This is a genomic window from Janthinobacterium sp. SUN073 (genome assembly GCF_030397665.1).
Lineage (GTDB): Bacteria > Pseudomonadota > Gammaproteobacteria > Burkholderiales > Burkholderiaceae_D > Janthinobacterium.
This window is the reverse complement of sequence record NZ_JAPUBT010000009.1, coordinates 108,357-129,923: the sequence shown is the minus strand read 5'-3', so window position 1 is coordinate 129,923 and position 21,567 is coordinate 108,357. Positions and strand designations below refer to the sequence as shown.

The 21,567-nt window shown below is 64.5% G+C and carries 20 protein-coding genes; 3 read left to right on the top strand and 17 right to left on the bottom strand.

Features of this window, described 5'->3' with window-relative positions; translation table 11 throughout:
* Positions 1-5 precede the first annotated feature (5 nt).
* The 5 genes from O0882_RS21885 to O0882_RS21865 form a co-directional block, all read right to left on the bottom strand.
* Positions 6-2,837: an ATP-binding protein gene (locus tag O0882_RS21885; protein ID WP_289951436.1), complete on the bottom strand. Its 2,832-nt coding sequence runs from the start codon at positions 2,835-2,837 to the stop codon at positions 6-8.
* Between the two features lie 8 nt (positions 2,838-2,845).
* Positions 2,846-3,589, bottom strand: a complete 744-nt coding sequence (locus tag O0882_RS21880; protein WP_289951434.1) for a hypothetical protein — start codon at positions 3,587-3,589, stop codon at positions 2,846-2,848.
* Positions 3,582-4,952, bottom strand: coding sequence for a hypothetical protein (locus O0882_RS21875; protein WP_289951432.1), 1,371 nt, complete (start codon positions 4,950-4,952; stop codon positions 3,582-3,584). Before O0882_RS21875 ends, O0882_RS21880 begins: the two co-directional genes overlap by 8 nt.
* A gap of 271 nt (positions 4,953-5,223) precedes the next feature.
* Entirely contained in the window at positions 5,224-5,985 is a 762-nt protein-coding gene (locus O0882_RS21870) for a DUF3108 domain-containing protein (RefSeq protein WP_289951430.1), read from the bottom strand.
* The gene (locus O0882_RS21865; RefSeq protein WP_289951428.1) at positions 5,986-7,098 is read right to left on the bottom strand and encodes a DUF3108 domain-containing protein; all 1,113 of its coding nucleotides are present in this window, start codon (positions 7,096-7,098) and stop codon (positions 5,986-5,988) included. It abuts the gene before it with no gap.
* A 149-nt stretch (positions 7,099-7,247) separates the two neighbouring features.
* Here O0882_RS21865 and O0882_RS21860 point away from each other — a divergent pair, with 149 nt between their 5' ends.
* Entirely contained in the window at positions 7,248-7,970 is a 723-nt protein-coding gene (locus O0882_RS21860; protein ID WP_289951426.1) for a PhaM family polyhydroxyalkanoate granule multifunctional regulatory protein, read from the top strand.
* A 20-nt stretch (positions 7,971-7,990) separates the two neighbouring features.
* On the opposite strand, the gene O0882_RS21855 is transcribed toward O0882_RS21860, so the two are convergent.
* The 11 genes from O0882_RS21855 to O0882_RS21805 form a co-directional block, all read right to left on the bottom strand.
* A complete protein-coding gene (locus tag O0882_RS21855; RefSeq protein WP_010394693.1) occupies positions 7,991-8,206 on the bottom strand; it encodes a hypothetical protein in 216 nt (71 codons plus the stop codon).
* A 64-nt stretch (positions 8,207-8,270) separates the two neighbouring features.
* On the bottom strand, positions 8,271-10,001 hold the full coding sequence (locus tag O0882_RS21850) for a tetratricopeptide repeat-containing response regulator (RefSeq protein WP_289951425.1): 1,731 nt from the start codon (positions 9,999-10,001) through the stop codon (positions 8,271-8,273).
* 11 nt (positions 10,002-10,012) lie between these two features.
* Positions 10,013-10,732: a HAMP domain-containing sensor histidine kinase gene (locus O0882_RS21845; protein WP_289951423.1), complete on the bottom strand. Its 720-nt coding sequence runs from the start codon at positions 10,730-10,732 to the stop codon at positions 10,013-10,015.
* Between the two features lie 157 nt (positions 10,733-10,889).
* On the bottom strand, positions 10,890-12,683 hold the full coding sequence (locus tag O0882_RS21840; RefSeq protein ID WP_289951421.1) for a family 2A encapsulin nanocompartment cargo protein cysteine desulfurase: 1,794 nt from the start codon (positions 12,681-12,683) through the stop codon (positions 10,890-10,892).
* Entirely contained in the window at positions 12,658-13,587 is a 930-nt protein-coding gene (locus tag O0882_RS21835; RefSeq protein WP_034784363.1) for a family 2A encapsulin nanocompartment shell protein, read from the bottom strand. Before O0882_RS21835 ends, O0882_RS21840 begins: the two co-directional genes overlap by 26 nt.
* Before the next feature lie 104 nt (positions 13,588-13,691).
* On the bottom strand, positions 13,692-13,916 hold the full coding sequence (locus O0882_RS21830) for a helix-turn-helix transcriptional regulator (protein WP_070305409.1): 225 nt from the start codon (positions 13,914-13,916) through the stop codon (positions 13,692-13,694).
* 7 nt (positions 13,917-13,923) lie between these two features.
* Entirely contained in the window at positions 13,924-14,910 is a 987-nt protein-coding gene (gene epsC / locus O0882_RS21825) for a serine O-acetyltransferase EpsC (protein WP_289951416.1), read from the bottom strand.
* A gap of 19 nt (positions 14,911-14,929) precedes the next feature.
* Positions 14,930-15,427: a rhodanese-like domain-containing protein gene (locus O0882_RS21820; protein WP_289951414.1), complete on the bottom strand. Its 498-nt coding sequence runs from the start codon at positions 15,425-15,427 to the stop codon at positions 14,930-14,932.
* Positions 15,428-15,624: 197 nt separating this feature from the next.
* Positions 15,625-17,256: an FAD-dependent 5-carboxymethylaminomethyl-2-thiouridine(34) oxidoreductase MnmC gene (mnmC, locus tag O0882_RS21815; RefSeq protein WP_289951412.1), complete on the bottom strand. Its 1,632-nt coding sequence runs from the start codon at positions 17,254-17,256 to the stop codon at positions 15,625-15,627.
* Positions 17,256-17,819, bottom strand: coding sequence for a DNA-3-methyladenine glycosylase I (locus tag O0882_RS21810; RefSeq protein ID WP_289951410.1), 564 nt, complete (start codon positions 17,817-17,819; stop codon positions 17,256-17,258). Before O0882_RS21810 ends, mnmC begins: the two co-directional genes overlap by 1 nt.
* Positions 17,820-17,857: 38 nt before the next feature.
* Positions 17,858-19,342, bottom strand: coding sequence for a PLP-dependent aminotransferase family protein (locus O0882_RS21805; RefSeq protein ID WP_289951409.1), 1,485 nt, complete (start codon positions 19,340-19,342; stop codon positions 17,858-17,860).
* A 106-nt stretch (positions 19,343-19,448) separates the two neighbouring features.
* On the opposite strand from O0882_RS21805, the gene O0882_RS21800 reads away from it, so the two are divergent.
* On the top strand, positions 19,449-19,910 hold the full coding sequence (locus tag O0882_RS21800) for an OsmC family protein (protein WP_289951408.1): 462 nt from the start codon (positions 19,449-19,451) through the stop codon (positions 19,908-19,910).
* Positions 19,911-20,564: an FMN-binding negative transcriptional regulator gene (locus O0882_RS21795; RefSeq protein WP_289951407.1), complete on the top strand. Its 654-nt coding sequence runs from the start codon at positions 19,911-19,913 to the stop codon at positions 20,562-20,564. It abuts the gene before it with no gap.
* On the opposite strand, the gene O0882_RS21790 is transcribed toward O0882_RS21795, so the two are convergent.
* Entirely contained in the window at positions 20,548-21,501 is a 954-nt protein-coding gene (locus O0882_RS21790) for an AEC family transporter (protein WP_289951405.1), read from the bottom strand. The genes O0882_RS21795 and O0882_RS21790 overlap by 17 nt on opposite strands.
* Positions 21,502-21,567: the final 66 nt, after the last annotated feature.

The window sequence follows — 21,567 nt, the reverse complement described above, 5'->3', positions numbered from 1 at the left end:
GGCCATCACGCGGCCTTGCCCGACACGGGATCGATGCGCCGCTGCAGCACGAAAATCGGTTGTGCCCATTGGCTATCCTTTTTCTTTTTGCTCGTGATCAACGTCAGTTCCGAGGGATCGTAGACATCCGTGTTGTGCGTCAACGGCGTCGTCATCAGGTATTGCGCTTGCGTATTTTTCAGGAATTCGCCGACCAATTGAATGTTGCGGATATCGAGGTGGGCAAACGGTTCGTCGATGAAGACGAAGCCGCCGGAACCGTCTTCCGATTTCAGCAAGCCGATCAGCAGCACCAGCGACTTCATTACCTGCTGGCCGCCCGACGCTTCGCCATCGTTCATGCCGATCACGCCCTTGCCGTCAAATTTGAAACGCACGTGCAAGCCCGCCTGCGACAGCTGCACGTCATCGTTTTCCAGGCGCACGGGGTCGGCATGCACTTCGATGCCGGCCAGCTCGCCCAGCTCCTTGATGTTCTTGCTATAGGTCTTGATGGTGTAGCGCAAGCGCTCCATGTAGGCGCCGCGGGCATTGCCCGTCGCTTCGATGGCGCGGTTGTTCTGGTAGCGGCGCTCGTCCGTTTCCGACTGGCGGCCATGCAATTGATCCGACAGGCGGTGGTGCTGGTCGATGACGGTGGCGTCGAGTTCCCAGTCGTCGCGCGCCAGGCTGTTTTGCAGGCTGGCCACGCGCAAGTCCACCTGGTGCGCATTCTGGTGCTCGGCGACGAGGGCCGCGCGGCGCGCAGGGCGGCGCCAGCTTTTCGGCAAGTGGCGCCACGCATGGCGCAAGGCCAGCAAGGCGCGCGCATGCTCGGCGCGCTGTTCAATCTGCTTCTTGTAGCCGAGGCGCGCCCCCGCTTCCGCCTCGGACAACGCCAGGCGCGCGTTTTGCCACACGGTATCGGCGCGCGTGCGCGCCACGGTGGCGTTCTTCGTCAGGTTTTGCAGCTCGCCCAAACGCCCGCCCACTTCCAGGCGCTCTTCCTTGAGCGGCTTCGAGTTGCGCAGCGCTTCGGCAAATTCTTCCTGGCGCGCACTGAGTTCCTTGGCCGCGTCGACGCCGGCGATGCGCGCTTTCAGGGCGCCCACTTCGGCCGCCAGCTTGGAAATGGCCAGGGTCAGCGTGTCTTCCTGGCTTTCCAGGCCCGGCAGCGAGCGCAGCAGCGCTTCCAGGCGGCCGCTGCGGCCGGCCTGGCCGAAGCGGTAACGCGACGCTTCCACGAACAGCGAGCGGCCGCCCCGGCGTTCGCGGTGATACGCCTCGGGCGTGATCCACTCTTCGTGGTTGCCCAATTTGAAACCCGCTTCGACGGAATCGACGCGCGCGATGCGCGACAGCTGCTCGATCAGCCAGCTGGGCACGGGCGCGGAAAATTTCACCACCGCCAGCAAGCTCTCGTCTTTCGCCACAGGCGCCGTGACCAGCTCGGGCACGATGAAGTGGCGATAGCGCTCCTTCTCGGCCAGACGATACGCAGCGGCCGCATCCTTGGCCTTGTCCAGCAGGACGACCGAGGCGTAACCACCCAGCACGCCTTCGACGGCGCCCTGCCAGCGGCTGTCCGTCACTTCGACGATGTCCGACAGCATCGCGTGGGAAATGCCCGCTTCGCGCAGCGCGCGGCGCATGCCGCGCACATTGTCCGGCTCCGGCATGGCCGTCTTGCCTTGCAGCGCGGCAATCGTCGCCTGCTCGCCCGCGATGCGCGCCGACAGGGCGTCGCGCTGCTGGCGCTGCTGCAGCAATTGCGCTTCCTTCTGCTCCAGCTGGGCCGTCACTTCGGCGATGTCGCTGCCCGAGTCCGCCGCCAGCTTGTGCAAACGGTCTTTCTGCTCCAGCAGGCTGTCCAGCGGTTTCAGTTTTGCATTGATCAGCGATAGGCGGCTCTGCAAGCCGATCGATTCCTGCTCCAGCAGGGTTTCGTTCATCTGCGCGTCGGACAGGGCCTTCGCCTGCGCCGCCAGCGCATTGCGTTTATCGGTCAGCTGCTGGTCCGCCTGCGCCATCGGTTTGCGCGCATCGCGCAATTGCCGGCTGGCCTGAGCCGCCTTTTCGCGCGCCTCGTGGTATTGCAAGCTGGGCAGCACTTCTTCCAGCAGGTTGCGGCGCTCTTTATGCAGCCCTTCCCACTGGTGGTAATTGGCCACGCGCAGGCGCAAGCCTTCCAGGTTGGTCTTCGACGCTTCCAGCTCTGTTTCGAAGCGTTTCAGTTCCACTTCAGTATCGCGCTGGTGGCGCTTGGCTTCGTCGTAGGCGTCCAACACTTCCTTGTCGCCGAACACCTGAAACACCAGGTCGAGCAACTGGCGCGGCGCGTATTCGCACAATTTGTCCGTCTCACCCTGCTCCAGCGCCAGCACTTTCGACATGGCGGGCGACAGGCCCGCATTGGCCAGGCGCTTGCGGTAGTTTTCCACGCCGAGCCAGTCGTTGGCATCCGTGATGTCCTCGATCTGCACATTGCCCGGACGCATCAGATACTGGCGCTTCCAGTCGCCGCCGTTCTTCTGGATCTGGCAAAACAGGGTCACTTCATCGTCGCTGAAGAAGCCGGAACTGCGGAACGGGCGGTTCGACAGCTGCTTGCCCACGTTCTTGTTGTCGACCACGGCGCGCAGCCAGGCCGTCTGCTGGCCCGAGTGGCGCGCATAGTGTTTATACGTGCGGCCCATCGAGCAGTCGAGGCCGAACAGGGTGCGCAAGGCGTCCAGCAAGGTGGTCTTGCCCGAGCCGTTCTGCCCCGCGATGGTGATGATCTTCGCGTCGAGCGGAATATTCTTGATGCGCTGCCAGTAATCCCAGTGCACCAGTTCAAGTGATTTGATATGAAACATGGGCGCTTTCAGTGAGGGAGGTCGGACGAATCAGCATCACCGGCATCGCCGGCGTCGGGCAAGTCGCCGATCTCGGCGGACAGGTCGTCTGCCAGGTCGGCATCGGGGTCGACAGCCACCAGGCGCGCGGGCGCGCGCTTGAACACGTCGGCCAGGGCGCCGTTGATGATGCGCTCCTTCAAGACGTCGGTATCCATCATCAGGTCCAGCAGCGGGCCTTCCAGGATGAAATCGCCACGCCGCTCGATGAAGCCCAGCTTGGCCAGGGTGCCCAAATTCATGTCCATGCGCGTCTTCTTGCCCAGCTTGTCGCCGAAGTCCGACAGCAGCGCCTTGTAGGAAATACCGATCGACGCGTCTTCCGCGCGCGGCAGCGGTTTTTCCGTGCCGAACATATCGTTCTGGTCATCGTCCGCGTGCTGGTGCGTTTCCTGGCGTTCGCGCTTGGGCAGGATGATCTGCGCCCACAGCACCACCAGCAAGGCCACGCCATCGCGCGCCAAACCGAAATTATTGTTTTGCCAGACGTCGCGCGCGCCGAAGATCTTCGGTTCGATGGTGCGCGTCAGCGCCAACGTCACGTGGTCGGCATACACGTTGTCGAGCAGCTTCAAGCCGCAGGCCAGCAGGCGCGCATCGATTTCGGCGCGGAACAGCTCGTCGGACAGCACGCGCTTGACGAGCTTGTCGTCGCGGCGCAGGGTTTGATGCGTGAGCAGGCGCGCAATCAGGATTTGGGAATCGTCATTCATCGGCAGTGCCGCTATCTAAATCAAGTGAAACATTCAGTGAAAGCGAGGCGATCGACATGGCCGCCACGTGGGGGTCGGTCAGCTGGACCATCTCGTCGGTCGGTGTAAAGGTGATCGGCAAACGGGCCAGTTCGGCCGTCGAGCCTTGCAAGCTCGCTTCGGACACGTCGCCCAGCAGCGGCAGCATCGAGGCGCGGTACGAGGCCACGGCAAAGCTGGCCGGCAGCAGCGAATCCTGCACCGGTACGGACTTCGGCCCTTCTTCGCCGATGCTGGGGAAATTGCCCAGGCTGGCAAAGTTCGACAGGCGTTCGAGCAAGTCATCGAGTTCAAGCTGCATGGCGGGACCGTCGCTGATGGTGGTGGGCGCGTCCTCTCCGCTGGGCAGGCCCGTGTTGATGACACCTGCCGCCCGTTCGGACAGCAGTTCCGTTTCGGCCACGTCGATCATCTCGGCCGGCGTGCTGAACAGGGGCACGACGGGCTGGTCGATGGCGCCTTCGGCCAGGCTGGCCAGGTCTTCATGCAGCAAGAGCCAGCGCTTGATGTCCGTGGTCGACAGGCCCGACTGGCCCAGGTGCACCCGCTGGCGCTCGATCTGGTTCAGCGCGCGCGAAAACATGCCTTGCATGTTCAACAATTTACTTTGCGCGCGGCCGATCGCCTGCGCCGCCTTGTGCGTGGCGCTGTCCGCGTTTTCATCGGAAGTAATGGCCACGAGAATCTCGGAACCCTTCTCGACCCAGTCGCACGCCATGTTCCACTTCGCCTGCGCCGTGCGCAGCCGGAATTCGGAACCGGAAGCTATCGCGTCGGAAAATTCTTCCGTCAAGTCCACCAGGCGGCCCAGCAAATGTTGGAGTTGTTCAACGGACACGCCGCCCACGGCTTGCGCACCGGCCACCTGCGACAGCAAAAAGCCCATTTCCGCTTCGTCTTCCGTCTGGCCCAGGCCCAGCAGGCTGTCGATGGCGGACAGCACATTGCGCGCCATGGGCGTCACGCGGTACACGCCCTGCTGCGCATCCCAGGCCAGCAACTGGTTCGAGCGCAGGCGCAGCAAGACCGTTTCCAGGCTTTCCGGCAATAAATAGGCCAGCTTGGTGTTGATATCGGCGCGCGTATAGGCGGACGTGGCCGCATCGGACGCCAGCTCGCGCAACACCAGCAGACGCACCAGCACGCCATCAAAACCGCCATGGAACAGGGCCGTAAACACTTGCAGCAAAGGCTGCGCCCGCTTCAAGTGAAAAACTTGCTCAATTTCATCGGCCGAAATATTGGGCTGGAAATGCGCCTGCAAGGAATCGTGATGCTCTTGCTCTGTCTGATGTGCATCCGTAGCCACGGCTACACTTGCCATTATATCAATCATTCTTTTCCGGATGAGTGTTCAGCGGGCGGCGCAGCGGGCTAACGCAGCGCTGCGGGGCGGGGGCGTCAGTATATCAGTTCTGACATGCAATTTAGCGCATGGGAGGGCAGCCAGCGGGCAGTCAGGTTGCCGAGTGTTGTATTGAGGGAAACCCCAACGGCGAAGAAAGGTCGGTTCCTTCGGAATCGGATGCGCCCACTGGGTGCATCCCCCTGCCGGGTCCGACCCCGGTTTCTGCATCGGGGTTATTAGCAAGCACTTACTTCTTGACGATCTTTTGCAAGGTTTGCTCGACGTAATCGCCGTCTTCATCAGCGAACGTCACCTTCACGGGATACCATTCCAGCGACGGCGCCAGCCACAGGTCCACTTGCTGGCCCTTCTTGTCCGGCGGCGGCGCCTTGACCAGGTGGATGGCGGCCACTTCACCCAGGCCGGTGGCGACCTTGTCCTCCTTGACGACTTTGAAGGTCCACGGCTCGGCGTCGTGGCGACCGGCAACGAAGAAGCTCCATTCCGAACCAGGCGTGAATTTCTCGGGCGTGGCGCGCGCCACGCTGACCAGTTGCCAGACGGTGCTGTTGCGGTCCTGCTCGCCGCCTTTCAGCGGATAGCTGTCATCGCCCTCGCTGAAGACGATGGTCTTGCTGTCGCGCTTGAACGTGGTGGTGGCCGCTTCCTTGCGGAAGCGCTTTTCCACGAATTGAGAAGGCGCCAGGCCGAAATCGTCCACCGTGCCTTCGCTGCGCTGCTCCAGAATCTTGCCGAACAGGGCAGCCTTGGTTTCGGCCAGCAGCGAATACTTGCCATCACCCACGCGCCAGTTGCTGACCGATTCGCCGGACAGTCCGATGCCGCGCTGTTTGGCCTTGATCGAATAGACGAGGTCCGCCGATGGCGCCAGCTTGTAGGGGCGCTTGATGACGGGATGCTCCACGGGCGCGTCGGCCATGGCGGGAGTCAGGATGGCTGCCAGCAAGCTGGCCAGCACAACGCGTTTTAAAGTAGTCAAAGTCATCATTTATTTTCCTGTAGCGTCATTGACGCGAATTTGGGTCACGGTTTGCGTGGTCAGCGCCCCGCTCGCCTCGGTATTGCGTATTTGTACCGGATACCATTGCATGGACGGCGCCAGCCAGATATCGAGCTGCGACGAATAGGTGCCGGGCTTCGGTGGCCGGCGCACATGCCAGGTCACCAGACGGCCCATTTTGGTATCGAGCTCTTCCTCGCCCACCAGCTGGAAGCGGAACACGGTCGCTTCCTTTTCCTCGCCGACGAGGATATCGATATTGCCGGCCAGCTGGTTGACGTCGGCGCGGCCGATGGCGGCCAGCTGGAACGGCACCGTGGCCTTGTCCTGCGCCCCCTCCTGCCATGGCGCCGTGGCCGTCGTGGCCGAAAACGTGATGACCTTGGCGTCGCGCTTGAAATGCGTGGCCGTTTGCGCGCGGCCCTTGCGTTTTTCCGTGGCCGTGACGGGCACGATGCCGCTGGCATCGATCACCCCCTCGCTGGTCAGCACCAGCAGGTTGATGCGCGTGATCAGCATGCTCAAGCCCACTTCCAGTGTCAGCTGGTAGGTATCGCCTTTGTTGTCCCACGCCATGGCGGCCACGCCCTGCCACTTGGTACCGTCGGCATCGCGCCGGTCCACATGCAAGTCGAACTGGGCCGAGGCAGGCACATTCGTCTTGTAGTGCCGTGCCTGCTCGACGGCCGGTGGTGGCGGCGCGGCAGCTGGCGCGGGTGCGGCCGCCACGGCGGGCGCGGGCGCCGTAATGGCCGGGGCAGCCACTGCGGCCGGCTCGGACGTGGCGGGGCCTTCCGGCACATCGCTGGCGGGCGCCGTCCACTGGGGCGTTTCGCTCGACGCCAGTTCCGTCGTTGGCGGCGGTGGCGGTGGCCTGGGCTTGGGCATGGGGAGCTCGGGTGGCGGTGGCACCACTGGCAGGGGCCTGGGCGGCTCGGCGATCAAGGCCATGCTGACCATCTGCGCATGATTCTGCCCCAGCGGCACCATGCGGGCATGCGAGGTGAGCCATGCCAACGCCACGTAATGCAGTGCGCCGATGACCGCGACAAAGATGACGGTACGGCGGCGCGGTGGCGAAAAGAAGGAGTCGGGCATCATAGGCCGTAGTGTAACGCTTTCGCCCCACTTCCCGCTTCTTGCCCGCGCTCAACTCCTGATGTTTTATGTAAGAAAATGTTGGCAGCGTTGCGTCAGTTGCAAGCTGATATCTGCTACGCTAGGGACATCCACCTACCAGGAGATTTCGCATGGCAAATCCGCAAATGCCCCAAATACCGGGCGCAGCAGTTGTGACCGATACCCTCGACTTCGTCAAGAACCTGTGGGGCAGCATGAGCGTGCCCGGCATGGGCATGCCCGGCATCACGGCGCCCACCATGTCGGTGGAAGAGCTGGACAAGAAAATCAGCGACCTGAAAGCCGTCGAAGCATGGCTGAACCTCAATACCAGCATGCTGCGCGGCAGTATCCAGGCGCTGGAAGTACAGCGCGGCACTATCGCCACGCTGAAATCGATGGGTGCGTCACTGGCAGCGGCCATCACCCAGCCAGGCGCCAGCGAGAAAACCGTCTTTGAATCGGTGCCCTACGCTTCCGCGTTTTTCCAGCAGGCGACACCTGCGGCACCCGCGCCTGCACCGAAACCGGCGCCCGCACCTGCGCCCGCGCCGGAACCCGCTGCGGCGGCGCCCGACGATGCCGGCAACCAGGCAGCAGCCCAGTTGGCCAATCCAAGTGCTTGGTGGAATTTGTTACAAGATCAATTCAAGCAAGCCGTGTCGACGGCAATGTCGCCCGACGCTGCCAGTGCGGCAGCGGCCAGTTTCGGCGGTGGCGCCAAGGCCAAGCCAGCGGCCAGCAAGTCCGCCAAGCCGGCAGAAGCAGGCACGGCAGCCAAGGCCAAGGCCCCGCTGCGCAAGGCGCCCGCGAAACGCGCAGCGCCCAAGGCTAAAGCACCAGGCAAGGCCTGATACGCAAGCCGGCGATATGATCAGGCGATACGATGAATGCGGATCGCCTCGATCATGTTGTCGGCCTGGCGTTTTACGTCACCGATCGTGATCAGGCCTTCGTCGGCCAGCGCCTTGGCGTGCTCGTACGAAGACTGGAATGTTTCCAGCGTGTCTCCCTTGGCGGCGACCGGGCGTACCCAGGCAATACTGCCGACCTTCATTTTTTTGTACACTTCATTGACCACATCACGCATAGTTTCTTCCTTATTGTTGTAAAGCAACTCAAGCACGGGCGAACCCACGCTGGCCCCTAGTTTATCATCCGGCACGCTCGCGCACGGATTTTCCCCCTTTTTCCGGCGCCGGCAGCGTTTTTTCCGGCACCTCGACGGCCTGTTCCGGCCCGGGCGGCGGCGTCAGCTGCACCAGTTGCTCCATCAATTGCGCAAAGCGCTGCTGTCCCGGTGCGATTTTGTCTACATACAACAACACTTCCATGGCTTCGGCCGCCAATTCCGCCTGGTAACCGCGCTGCTCCAGGAAAGACACGATGATTTGCGCGGAATTGAACAGGATGCGCAGGTTGTTGGGCAGTTTTTCGCGTGCCGCGCGCATCCAGGCGACCGCCTCGTTGAGCTTGTCCGTCTTCCACAGCAGCACGCCCTTGTTCATCAAGTCCGACGCTTCCTTGCGCGCGGCGATGATCAGGCTGGTGCCTTCGTCGCCCATCTTCGCCTTGTCGAAGATCTTTTGCACCTCGTCCTGCACCACCTGGTTGTCGTGATTGTTCTTCACCACGTAGCACAGCAGGCCGGCCGGCGCATCCTTGACGCCGACGGCGAACAGCAGGGTCGCCAGTTCCATGCAGATACTTTTTTCGGGCCGCGCAGGGTCTTCCAGCAGCATGGCTTCGAGTTCGTCGCCGCACTTGCGCGCGCGCCGGTAATCGCCCGTTTCGTGGTGCACCATGCCTTCCGTGATCTTCGCGCGCAAACCGATCTGCTCGGGCGGGAATTCGCGCTGCGCCAGCAGCAGCCATTGCAGCGCCTCCTTGGCATCCTTCTTCAGGCCGCACACGCGCGCCAGGCCCAGGTAGGCGTCCGGCGTCTTCATGACGGAAAATTCACCGATGGAAATACACTTGCGAAAAGCCTTTTCCGCCATGCTGACATTGCCGACTTTCAAGGCGGCCAGCCCCAGATTGCGCTGGCGCGGCACGGAATTGGGCGACAGGCGCGCCGCCTTTTCCAGCACGCCACACGCTTCCTCGTGCTGGCCCATCAGCTGGTAAGCGACGGCCATCTGATCATAGGCATCGATGTAATACTTGTTTTCGACGATCACGCCCTGGAAGATCTGCCGCGCCGCCTCGTGCTCGCCGTTATTCATGCGGATCTTGCCCAGGCCCGCCCTGGCCCAGCTGTAATCGCGCTCGGCCAGCACTTTTTCATACACGGCGCGGGCCTTTTCCGGCTCGCCACTTTTCAGCAGCAAGGATGCCTTCATGCGCAGCAATTCCAGCGCGTGCAGCTTGTTGAGCTCGATCTGCGCGTCGCACAATTTGGCCGCGCGCAAATAATCCTTTTCCATGCAGGCCTGGTCGATTTCGCGAAACACCTGCTTCTTGTGCCACACGCGGTTCAGCCGCGTCAGCAGCACGCCTTCCGTGATCGGCTTGATCAGGTAGGCGTCGGGCTGGTGCTCGGCCGCGCCCATCACCGATTCCACGCTTTTCTCGGCCGACACCATCAGCCACACGCTCGACGGCGCCGTCAGATTGCGCACGCGCGTCTCTTCCAGCACTTGCTGGCCATTCTTGCCTTCGCCCAGGTTGTAATCGCACAGCACCACGTCGTAGCGCGTCTTGGCCAGCAGCTTCATGGCTTCGCCGCCGCTGGCCGCCTGGTCGATATGGCGCGCGCCCAGGTTGCGCAGGGATTCGCGCAGCAGGATGCGGATGCCGATGAAGTCGTCGACCAGCAGATAATGCTTGTCGGCCCAGTCGGTGCTGCCCGCTTCGGCGGCGGTGGCGTGGCTGTCTGTCGTCATGGCATCCTCGTTCAGGGCAGGCGCAGGATGAAACAGCCGCCGCCCAGCGCGCCGCCATTTTCCAGGGCGATGCTGCCGCTACTGCCCCGGTGCTTGTGCATCTTCGCCACTTCGCTGGAGAAATACAGGCCCAGTCCCGTGCTGTTGGTGGAAAAGTTCACGCCGGCCGCCATGCCATCCATGGCCGCGCTGCCCGCGTCGAGCAGCGCCTGCGAGTAGCCATCGCCATTGTCTTCCACGCGCAGCTCGAGCATATTGTCGTGCTCCCGCACCGACAGGCGGATCGTGTCTTTCGTGTAGCGGATGGCGTTGTTGATGGCATGCGCCAGCACGCCGATGACCAGGTCTTCATCCAGGGTCCAGATCAGCTCGGCCGGGCACGCCGTCTCCAGGCGGATGCCTTTCGAGGCCAGCAGGATCTTTTCCTGGTCCACCACCTGGTCGACCACCTGGCTCACCAGTTGCGGCTGCACGTCAAACGGGTAGCCGGGCTTGCCCACTTCCTTGTACAGGGCCAGCAGCTGGATCAGGTTATCGTTGAGGCGCTTGGTCTGGTACAGCATTTGCGCCATCTGCAGGTAGGCGGGGTCGGCCTGGGGCGCGGGCTTGGCCTGCTCGGCCGCCAGCAGCGACTCCAAAGTGCCGCTGACCACGCTGATCGAGTTTTTCATGTCGTGCACGGTCGACGCCAGGAACAGGAAAAGCTCGGGCGAGCTGTGTTGATTTTCCACCGGATATCTCCTTGGGGCCGCAGCTTGAATATTGCCAAGGATAAATTATACCGCCAGCCTGCGGACGCCAGCCAGGCGCGCGCAAAGTCCGTGACCTGACGCAACAATGCCGCCCCCGCTGGCGCAAGGGCGGCATTGGCCTGACAAGCAGGCAAGATCAGCGGCGCGCACCCGCCAGGCGGCGCACCACCGCGATCATCCGGTCGATTTCCTCATACGTGTTGTAGAAGGCAAACGATGGCCGCACGGTCGCTTCCACGCCGAAGCGGCGCAAAATCGGCTGGGCGCAGTGGTGGCCCGAGCGCACGGCGATGCCCTCGTCGTTCAGGGCGCGCCCCACTTCCGCCGGCTCGTAGCCGGCCAGCACGAACGAGGCCACGCTGGCCTTCTCGAATGCGGTGCCGATCAGGCGCACGCCGGCAATCGCCTGCAGGTGGTGCGTGGCGTATTCCAGCAGCGCGTGCTCGTAGGCGGCGATGTTGTCCAGGCCGATGCGCTGCACGTAATCGATGGCCGCACCCAGGCCCACGGCATCGGCGATATTGCCCGTGCCCGCCTCGAAACGATTCGGCACGCCCTGGTAGACGGTGCGCTCGAACGTCACGTCGGCGATCATGTTGCCGCCGCCCTGCCACGGCGGCAATTGCTCCAGCAAGTCCGCCTTGCCATACACGGCGCCGATGCCCGTCGGGCCGAACACTTTATGCCCCGAAAACACATAAAAATCGGCACCCAGCGCCTGCACGTCGACGCGCAGGTGCGACACGGCTTGCGCACCATCGACCAGCACGCGCACGCCGGCCGCATGCGCCAGCGCGATGATCTGTGCCACGGGCGTGACGGTCCCCAGCGCATTCGACACCTGCGTCACGGACACCAGTTTGGTGCGCCCGTTGAGCAGCTTGCGGAATTCATCGACGATGATCTGGCCGCTGTCGTCGACGGGAATCACGCGCAGTGTCGCGCCCTTTTCCGCCGCCAGCTGCTGCCACGGCACGATGTTGGCGTGGTGTTCAAGCTGCGAAACGATGATCTCGTCGCCGCTGCCGATGTACTTGCGGCCAAACGTATTGGCGACCAGGTTGATGCCTTCCGTGGCGCCGCGCACGAAGATGATTTCATTGGCCGAGGCGGCGCCGAGGAAATGGGCCACCTTGGCGCGTGCCGCTTCATACGCATCGCTGGCGCGCGCCGCCAGCGCGTGCGCCGCCCGATGAATGTTCGAATTCTCGTGCGCATAGAAATACGACACGCGGTCGATCACCGACTGCGGCTTGTGCGTGGTGGCCGCATTATCGAACCACACCAAAGGCTTGCCGTTGACCCGTTCGGCCAGCACGGGAAAATCGCGCCGCACGGCGTGCACATCGAACGGCGCGGGCGCCTGGCGTTGGCCCGGCTGCGTCGCCGAGGGCAGCTCGGTCTGGAAATAGAACGCGGGCTGGCCACTGGCTGGCGAGACGGGCAGCTGGCGCGCAGGCGCGCGCTGCGGCGTGACAAACAGTCCGCTTAAATCATCGGGAGCAGCCTGCCCCAGCCCCTGCTGCGCCAGGCCATCGAGCTTGCCGTGCGACGCGGGATAGCCATGCGCGCCGCCGACAAAATAGTAGGGCGACGGCGCACCAAGGCTTGATGCCCGTGGCGTCGGCACGGAGGCAGGCGCCGGCGCAATCGGCGACTCCAGGGGCGCCGTCACGGGCGGCACTTGCGCCGTCGCCACGCCGGGGACGATGGCGGCGAACGAAGGGCCGGGCTGCGGCGGCGGCCGGTTCGCATAGCGGGGCGCCGCATCGAGCACGCTGCCGGAACCACCGAGGCTGGGCGACTTTTCCAAGCCCGGCAAACGCGCGAAAAACTCGCCCGCCAGCCGGTTCAGGGTCGCTTCGTCGGGTAAAAACGGGACGGCAGGCAAGCCTGCCGCGCCATCACTTGTAGGTGTCTGGGTAGTCATGGTATTTACCGATCTCCACGTCTTCCAGTACGGCCAGCGCATCGTCGGTCAGCACGGCCAGCGAGCAATACAGCGAAATCAAATAGGACGAAATCGCGTGGCGGTTGATGCCCATGAAGCGCACGGACAGGCCCGGGCTTTGCTCGCCCGCCAGGCCAGGCTGGAACAGGCCGATCACGCCCTGGCGCTGTTCGCCCGCGCGCAGCAGGATGATTTTCGTCTTGCCGTCTTCGATGGGCAGTTTGTCGGACGGCACCAGCGGCACGCCGCGCCATGTGAGGAACTGCGAACCGAACAGGCTGACGGTGGGCGGCGGCACGCCACGGCGCGTGCATTCGCGCCCAAAAGCGGCAATCGCCAGCGGGTGCGCGAGGAAGAAGCCCGGTTCCTTCCACACTTTCGTCAGCAGTTCGTCGAGGTCGTCCGGCGTGGGCGCGCCCGTCAGGGTAAAGATGCGCTGGTCGTCGTGCACGCTGGCCAGCAGGCCGTAATCGGGGTTGTTGATCAGTTCGCTTTCCTGGCGCTCCTTGATCGTCTCGATGGTCAGGCGCAGCTGCTCCTTGATCTGGTCATGCGGGCTGCTGTACAGGTCCGACACGCGCGTGTGCACATCGAGCACCGTGCTGACGGCATTGAGAAAATACTCGCGCGGCTGGTCGTCGTAGTCGACGAACGTTTGCGGCAGCTCCGACTCGTCGCGCTGCGAGCAGGCCACGCGCACATCCTTCGGATTTTTCACGCGATTGAGGCGGTAGATACCCGCTTCCACGGGCAGCCATTGCAGCAGGTGCACCAGCCAGCGCGGCGTGATCGTGGATAACTGGGGGACGCTCTTGCTTGCATTGGCCAGCTGGCGCGCGGCGTTATCGCCCAGCGCGAACTGGTTCTCTGTTGCTTCTGCCATGACTACTCCTGATGAGAAAAGTGAATATGCTTATCTGAAAAACGAATAAAGTATCGGACGTCTCCCCAGTCTTCTCAACATGCTATCGCCATCAACGCGGCGTTTTAATCCACCAGCTCCGGTTCGCAGCGGGCCATCAATCCCGCCAGGCCGACGCCCAGCGCGACGGCCAGTTTTTCCACCGTCAGCAGCGACGGCGTGGCCGCGCCCCGTTCGATTTCGCCGATGAAGGAGCGGTTCAAATCGGCCGCTTCGGCCAGCCGCTCCTGCGACCAGCCATGCCCTTCGCGCAACTGGCGCACGGCCAGTCCAAACTGTTTGATCAACATGCTGTCCTCATGGGTGGTGGGCAAAAGCGGGGTGCGATGGCGCTGGCAAATCGGCTGCTTCCTGCTGGTTGTGCGCTTGCGTGACATGGCTGCCGGGCGCCACGCTGCGGGTCAGCCAGACATTGCCGCCGATGACGGAGCCCTGGCCGATGGTCACTCGTCCCAGGATCGTCGCGCCCGCATAAATGACCACATCGTCCTGCACGATGGGGTGGCGCGCCAGTCCCTTTTTCAGCACGCCATCAAAGCCGGCGGGAAAGCGCTTGGCGCCCAGAGTCACGGCTTGATAGATGCGCACGCGCTCGCCGATGATGGCCGTCTCGCCGATCACCACGCCCGTGCCATGGTCGATGAAAAAGCTGCTGCCGATATTGGCGCCCGGGTGGATGTCGATGCCCGTCTGCGAATGGGCCACCTCGGCGATGATGCGCGCCACCAGCGGCGCGCCCAGTGCATACAAGGTATGCGCCAGGCGGTAATGGATGATGGCCAGGATGCCCGGATAGCACAGCAGCACTTCATCGACGCTGTGCGCGGCCGGGTCGCCATGGAAGGCGGCCGCCACGTCCGTGTCGAGCTGGGCGCGGATGCGCGGCAGCGCGCGGGCGAAGCGCTGCACGATGGCCAGCGCCTGCTGTTCGATGGAGACCGTCTGCTGCAAGCCGTGCTGGCGCGCGTGGTAACTGAGTTCGCGCCGCACCTGTTCGTGCAATCCCGTGAGGGTCGTGTCGAGCGTGTGGCCGACAAAGAAATCCTCGCTCTCCTGCTGCAGGTCGAGGGGGCCCAGGCGCATGGGAAACAGGGCCGCGCACAGGGCTTTGATGATGTCGTGCAAATGCTGGCGCGACGGGAATTCGCGCGCGCCGCACTCCTGGTTGCTGGCCAGCCCTTCGCGCCACTGCGTACGCACGGCGCGCAATTCGTCGACGATCTGGTGCAGTTCCCATTGCGGCTGCGCGGCAAGGGAGGCGGGGGGTATGGCTCGCTGGTGCATGGTGGCTCCGGGAAGAGATTTAATCTTGCAGCCAGGGCAGCGCATGCCAGCGCCAGCCACCGCTGTGGCCACGCTGCTGCTGCGCGTCGAGGTCGCCCTCGAAACCTTGTGCGATGTTGAAGACGTGCGTGAAACCGGCCTTGGCGGCCGCTTCGGCGGCCAGGGCCGAGCGCTTGCCGCTGCGGCACAGCAGAACCACGACGGCATCCTTGCCGCCCGCCTTCGCTTCCAGTTCGCGCGTAAAGCGGGGATTGCGGTTCATGGACGTGCCGGTCGCCCACGCCACGTGCAGCGAGGCGGGCACGTAGCCGACGAAAGTGCGTTCCTCATTGGTGCGCACGTCGACCAGCACGGCTTTGCCAGCCTGCACCAGCTGCCATGCATCCTGCGCGCTGACGATGCCCGCATACGGCAAGCCCTGCGCCTGCGCCTGGGTGCGCGCGAGATGGAGTACTTCGTCAAAAGCCGCCTCGCCGTGCACGGCGCGGGGATCGAAAATCAGTTCTGCAGCAGCCATCGTTCCACCTCTTTATTTCGTCGTCAAAAACCAGCACGAGTCCACTGTAGCGAACTTATGTTGTTCGGAAAACAAATTAAAAAGAGTTTGGAAAGCTGAAAAACGTATATGGGGTCAGTTCCTTCGGAATCGGAATATGCCCCATTGGGGCATATTCCCCCTGAGGGTCCGACCCCAGAATTTGCCTCTGGGTGTCATCAGGAAGCGCGGCGGCGTTCGCGCAGCAGGAAGCGGGCGGGGTCCAAAGCAGCGGCCAATTGACTCTCCAGCGGCAACGGCTCGCCCTCCAGCTGGCAAGCCAGCAGCTCGGCCGCCAGCGGCGCCCAGATCAGGCCGCGCGAAGCGTAACCGAGCAAGCCAAACAGGCCTGGCCAGCGGGGCACGTCGCGCAAGCGCTCGCAGCGGCCTGGCACGCCGGGATCGGGCAAGGCGCCCGCCAGCGGCAGGCGGTCCGGCGCCATGCAGCGAAAGCCCGTGCGCCCGGCCAGCGGCGCGTCGAACGGAGCCACATCAAGGATGTCGGCGATCTTCGCGATATTGTCGTGCTGGCTATCCACGCGCAGGCTGCTGTCTGCATCGGCAGCATAGGTCGCGCCCACACACACGACGCCCTGGTATGCCGGCGTCATGTAGGCTTCGCGGCAGACGACGAACGGCAAGGATGGCAGACTGCCTTCGGCCAGGTGCGTGACCTGGCCGCGCACGGCGTCCAGCGGCAGGCCGGCCGCCTGCTCAAAATCGACTGCCCCCGTGCCCGCCGCCACGATGACGGTGGGCGCCGCCGCGATCAGGGCGCCGTCCGCATCGCGCACCAGCCACTCCTGATCGCCACGCTCCAGGCGCAGGGCGCTGCTGGAAAAGCACCGCGTGAGCAAGGTGCCGCAAGCGTCCAGCATGGCCGCGCAGACGGAAGACGGGCGCGCCCAACCGCCCTGTGCGAACCACCAGGCGCCGTCGGGCGCCGGCGCGCCCAGCATGGCGCTCGCCTCGGGCGCTTCCAGCCAGCGGGCGAATTCGCGCGGATACACGCCGCTGGCGGCGATCTGCCGCTGCACCTGCGCATGCGCGGCGTCGCGCGCCAGGTGCAGCACGCCGCTTTGCACACCCTCGATGGCGGCGCCGATGCCGCCCAGGTCTTTCCAGCGATTCAGCGAGTACAGGTAGGCGGCACGCACCAGCCGCGTGGGGATATTGTCATCCTTCGACATCAGCGGCATGAAGATGCCGGCCAGGTTGCCCGACGCCTCGCTGGCCGGCTGCGCGTGGCGTTCAATCAGGGTCACCTTCCAGCCGCGCGCGGCCAGCCGTTCGCAGGCGGCCGCGCCGGCCACGCCCGCGCCGATGACGATGGCGCGCCGCTCGGGTGCGGTGACGGCCACGTGCTCTGCGCGCCGCGCATAAAATACGGCGCGCAAGCGGCTCTCGTCGAAAACAAAGCCATTCTTTTGCAACTCCGCGCGCTGCGCCTCGTCCAGGTGCACCGCATGCAGCTGGCCGCCATCGACCATCAGGCGCGCCAGCACCGCCATGGCGGCAGGCACCCAGGCCAGCAGCACTTCATCGATACGCGCCGACAATTGCGCCAGGCAGGCATCAGGTTCGCCGATCAGCACATCGAGCGTGACGAGGCCGTCGCGCGAGACCATGCGGTGCAAGCCCGGCACGCAAAGCGGCCACTGTGTGCGCCACTGCCCGGGCAAGTGGCTGGCATCGACGGGACGCGGCGCCAGCGCGATGTAATGCAGGCGCCGCCCGCCATGCGCCGCACAGGCTGCGCCAAAGCGAGCGCCGTCAAAGTCCGTGTCGAGCAGGACCAGCGCGCGGCGCATCAATGCCCCGCGCGGCAAAAGCAGGTCGGCGCATGGTCGTTGACCATGCCGATACCCTGCATGTAGGCGTAGACGATGGTCGAGCCGACGAACTTGAAGCCCAGCTTGAGCAAGTCTTTCGACAATGTGTCGGACAAGGCCGTCTTGGCGGGAAATGCGCCCGGCTGCCAGCTGTTGACGATGGGCTGGCCATCGACATACGCCCACAAAAAGCTGTCCAGGGTCTGGCCTTGCGCGCGCAGACGCAGGTAGGCTTGCGCATTCGTGATGGCGGCGGCCACCTTCAGGCGGTTGCGCACGATGCCGGGGTCCGCCAGCAGCTGCGCCACCTTGTCCGGGCCATACGCGGCGATCTTTTCCGCATCCCAGCCATCGAAAGCGGCGCGGTAGGTATCGCGCTTGTTCAGGATGGTTTCCCAGCTCAGGCCAGCCTGCGCGCCTTCCAGGTTCAGCATCTCGAACAGCCGGCGCTCGTCGTGGCAGGGGACGCCCCACTCCGTATCGTGGTAATCAAGGTAGCGGGGATTGGCCGGATTGGCCCAGGCGCAGCGGGTAATATTCATGGTCGTGTTCTTCATGTGCGGGCAAGCACCAGTATAGTTTATCGGCCGCGCAAGAGGCGCCCCAGTTCCTGCAAGCCGTGCTGCATCTCTGCCGGGGGAATGGCGGCAAAGCCCAATAACAGCCCGGGCGGCGTGGCGCAGGCGGCACCGGCGTCAGGGTCGGCATAGTGCCCCAGAGGGCGCAGTTCGATGCCCCGCTCCAGCCCCGCGCGCGACACCGTTTCCTCATCATGGCCGCCGCGAAAATACGCGCACAATTCCAGGCCGCTGTCGGCCGGGCCGCACACGAGCTGATCGCCGAGTTCGTGCGCCAGGCCGCGCACCAGTTGGTCGCGCCGTTCGGCATTGCTGTCGCGCGTGCGGCGGATATGCCGGCCAAAGTGGCCCTCGGCGATGAAGTCCGCCAGCGCCATCTGCGGCACGATGGCCGTGTGGCGGTCCATCACGGCCTTGGCCTGCACCAGCGCCTCGGCCAGCGCGGGCGGCGCCACCATGTAACCGAGGCGCAGGCCGGGGAACATCACTTTCGACAGGGTACCCACGTAGACCACGCAGCCATCGCGGTCCAGGCTTTGCAGGGACGCCAGCGGCGCGCCCGAGTAGCGGTATTCGCTGTCGTAATCGTCCTCCACCAGCCACGCCTTGTGCTGCGCGGCCCAGGCCAGCAGGGCCAGGCGGCGCGGTAAACTCATGCTCACGCCCAGCGGCATCTGGTGCGACGGCGTCATATAGGCCAGCTTCGCCTGCGGACAGTGCGCCACGCCATACGCCACGTCCAGTCCCTGCGCATCGACGGGAACGGGAAAGACGCGCGCGCCGGCCGCGCGCAAGGGGCCGCTGGCGCCCCGGTAGCCGGGCGACTCCATCCAGGCCGCGTCGCCCGGTGCCAGCAAAATAGTCGAGAGCATGAACAGCGCCTGCTGCGACCCGGAGGTGATGACGATCTGCTGCGGCGTGCACTGGACGCCGCGCGACGCCTTCAGGTACACGCACAGCAGTTCGCGCAGCGGCAGGTAGCCGGCCGGGTCGCTGTAGCCGAACTGGTGGTCAGGCCGGCGCCAGCGCCGCGCTTCCAGGCGGTTCCACACGTCAAACGGGAAATGGTCAATGCGCGGCATGCCGACGCGAAAAGCGCGCAGCGGGCCACGATGAAACGCCACCTGGCGCATGGCCGCCACCACGCCTTGACCGCGCGCCGACAGGGGCCGCAGCAGTCCCGGTGCCGCTGTCTCCGAGGCTGCGACAGGGGTCGGCACGTCGCGACATACAAAGGTGCCGCGCCCCACGGCGCCATCGAGATAACCTTCTGCCGTCAACAGCGCATACGCATTGAGCACCGTCTGGCGCGACACGGCCAGCAGGCGACAAAAGTCACGCGTGGGCGGCAGCTGCATGCCGGGACTCATGCGGCCATCGAGGATGGCGGCCTTGACGGCCGCATACAGCTGGCGAAACAGCGGTTCGCTGGCGCCGCGCCGCAGCGGCAAGGCGGCGACGATCTGGTTCAGGTGGGAAGCTGGCATGGTGGCGCTCTTGAATTGGTAGCCTCAAGATAGCACTTATTGGCTGTTTTAAATAGCCAAGACTGGCGCTAAGATGATGCATCCCTCTTACTCTCATGGAGCACCCATGCATCAGTTTTTCGCCACCGTGGCCTGGCAGCGCGACGGCCAGGATTTCGCCGGCCAGCGCTACAGCCGCGGCCATGCATGGCAGTTCGACGGCGGCCTGACGGTCCCCGCCTCGTCTTCCCCCCTGTCCGTGCCGCTGCCGATGTCGGTGGCGGAGAATATCGATCCGGAAGAAGCGCTGGTGGCCGCCACGTCCAGCTGCCACATGCTGTTCTTCCTGTCGCTGGCAGCACAGCGCGGCTACGTCATCGACGACTACCGCGACGCCGCCGTCGGCGAGCTGGGTAAAAATGCCGCGGGGCGGCTGGCCATGACCCGCATCGTGCTGCGCCCACGCATCTCCTTCGCGGGAACATCGCCCACGCCTGAGGCATTGGCCACCCTGCACCACGACGCGCACGAGCGCTGTTACATCGCCAATTCGCTGACGGCCGACGTGGTCGTGGAAGGCGTCGCCTAGATGTACACGCCCGCCACCTTCCGCGAAGAACGCCTCGACGTGCTGCATGGCCTGATAGCCGCGCATCCGCTGGGCGCGCTGGTGCGCCACGGCGCCGATGGCCTGTGCGCCGACCATCTGCCGTTCGAGATCGCCGCACCCACGCTTGACGCCCCATTCGGCATCCTGCGCGCCCACGTGGCACGCGCCAATCCCGTGTGGCGCGCGGCTGGCGAAGAAGATGAATGCATGGTGATCTTCCAGGGGCCGCACGCCTACATCACGCCCGCCTGGTATATGGAAAAGCAGCGCAGCGGCAAGGAAGTCCCCACCTTCAACTATGCGGTCGTGCACGCGCACGGCCCCCTGCGCGCCATCGACGACGCGGCATGGCTGCTGGGATTGGTGGAGCGGCTGACCACACGCCATGAAGCGGAGCTAGCCGCGCCGTGGCGGGTGAGCGATGCGCCGGCCGACTATATCGACAAGCTGTTAAAAGCCATCGTCGGCATCGAAATTCCCCTCACGCGCATCACGGGGAAATGGAAGCTGGGGCAGAACCGCACGCAGGAAGATCAGGCCACGATGGCGCGCGAACTGACCACCGCCGCCCAGCCCGGCGCGGCGCAAGCCTTGGGCGCGCTGATCGCCGCCAACGTCAAGCCAGCCAGCTGACGGCCGCCGAAAACGTCAAAAACGACAGCGCCGTCGATACTAAAATGATGCGGGCGATGCGCGCCGTGTTCGCCCCAAAACGCTCGGACAGCAGCGACACGTTGCTGGCGCTGGGCAGGCAAGCCACCAGCACCATGCAGGTCAGCGCGAACGGATCGAGCGGCGCGCCCAGCGCGATGGCCGCGTGGCCGATGCCCCATACCAGCAGCGGATGCAGCAGCAGTTTTTTCAGCGCCACCGGCACATATTCCCCCAGCGGCGCCGGGTCGCTGGTGCTCATCTGCGAACGGGCCAGCACGGCACCGATGGTAAACAGGGCGACAGGAGAGGCGGCATCGGCCAGCAGGCCCACCGTCTGCGTCAATGGCTTGGGCAAGGCCAGTGCCTGCCACGACGTCAAGGCGCCGAGCACAATCGCCCATGGCATGGGGTTGCCCAGCATGCCCTTCATGGCGTTGACGACGGCCGTGCGGCTGCCGTACGCGCCGCCGCTACCGATGCGCGACAGGGCGATGCACAGCGAGCTGGTCATGAGCAAGTCGACGACGATGGTGACGATGACGGGGCCCGAGGAACGCGGCCCGAGCAATGTCAATAGCAGGGGCACGCCCATGAAGCCCGTGTTCGGGAAGGCCGCCACCAGCGCGCCGAAGGCGGCGTTGTTCCAGTCGATGCGGTGGCTGAGGGTCATGGCCGTGGTGACGCCCACCATGATCAGCGCGCATAGCAGGTAGACGCCGAACACGCTGGCGTCGAGCAGCTGCGCGATGGGCGTGGCGGCGCCGAAGCGGTACAGCATGCAGGGCAGCGCGAAGTACAGGACAAAACTGTTCAAGCCGCCGATGGCGGCCAGCGGCAGCAGCGTGCGCCGCACGGCCAGGTAGCCGCACAGCACCAGAGCGAAGAAGGGAAAAGTGATGGCGAGGATGGTCAGCATGGAGCGCCATTGTAGCGCGCTGCACTGGCTGGCCGCCGGGCGCAAAAAAAGGCCGCTCGCGCGGCC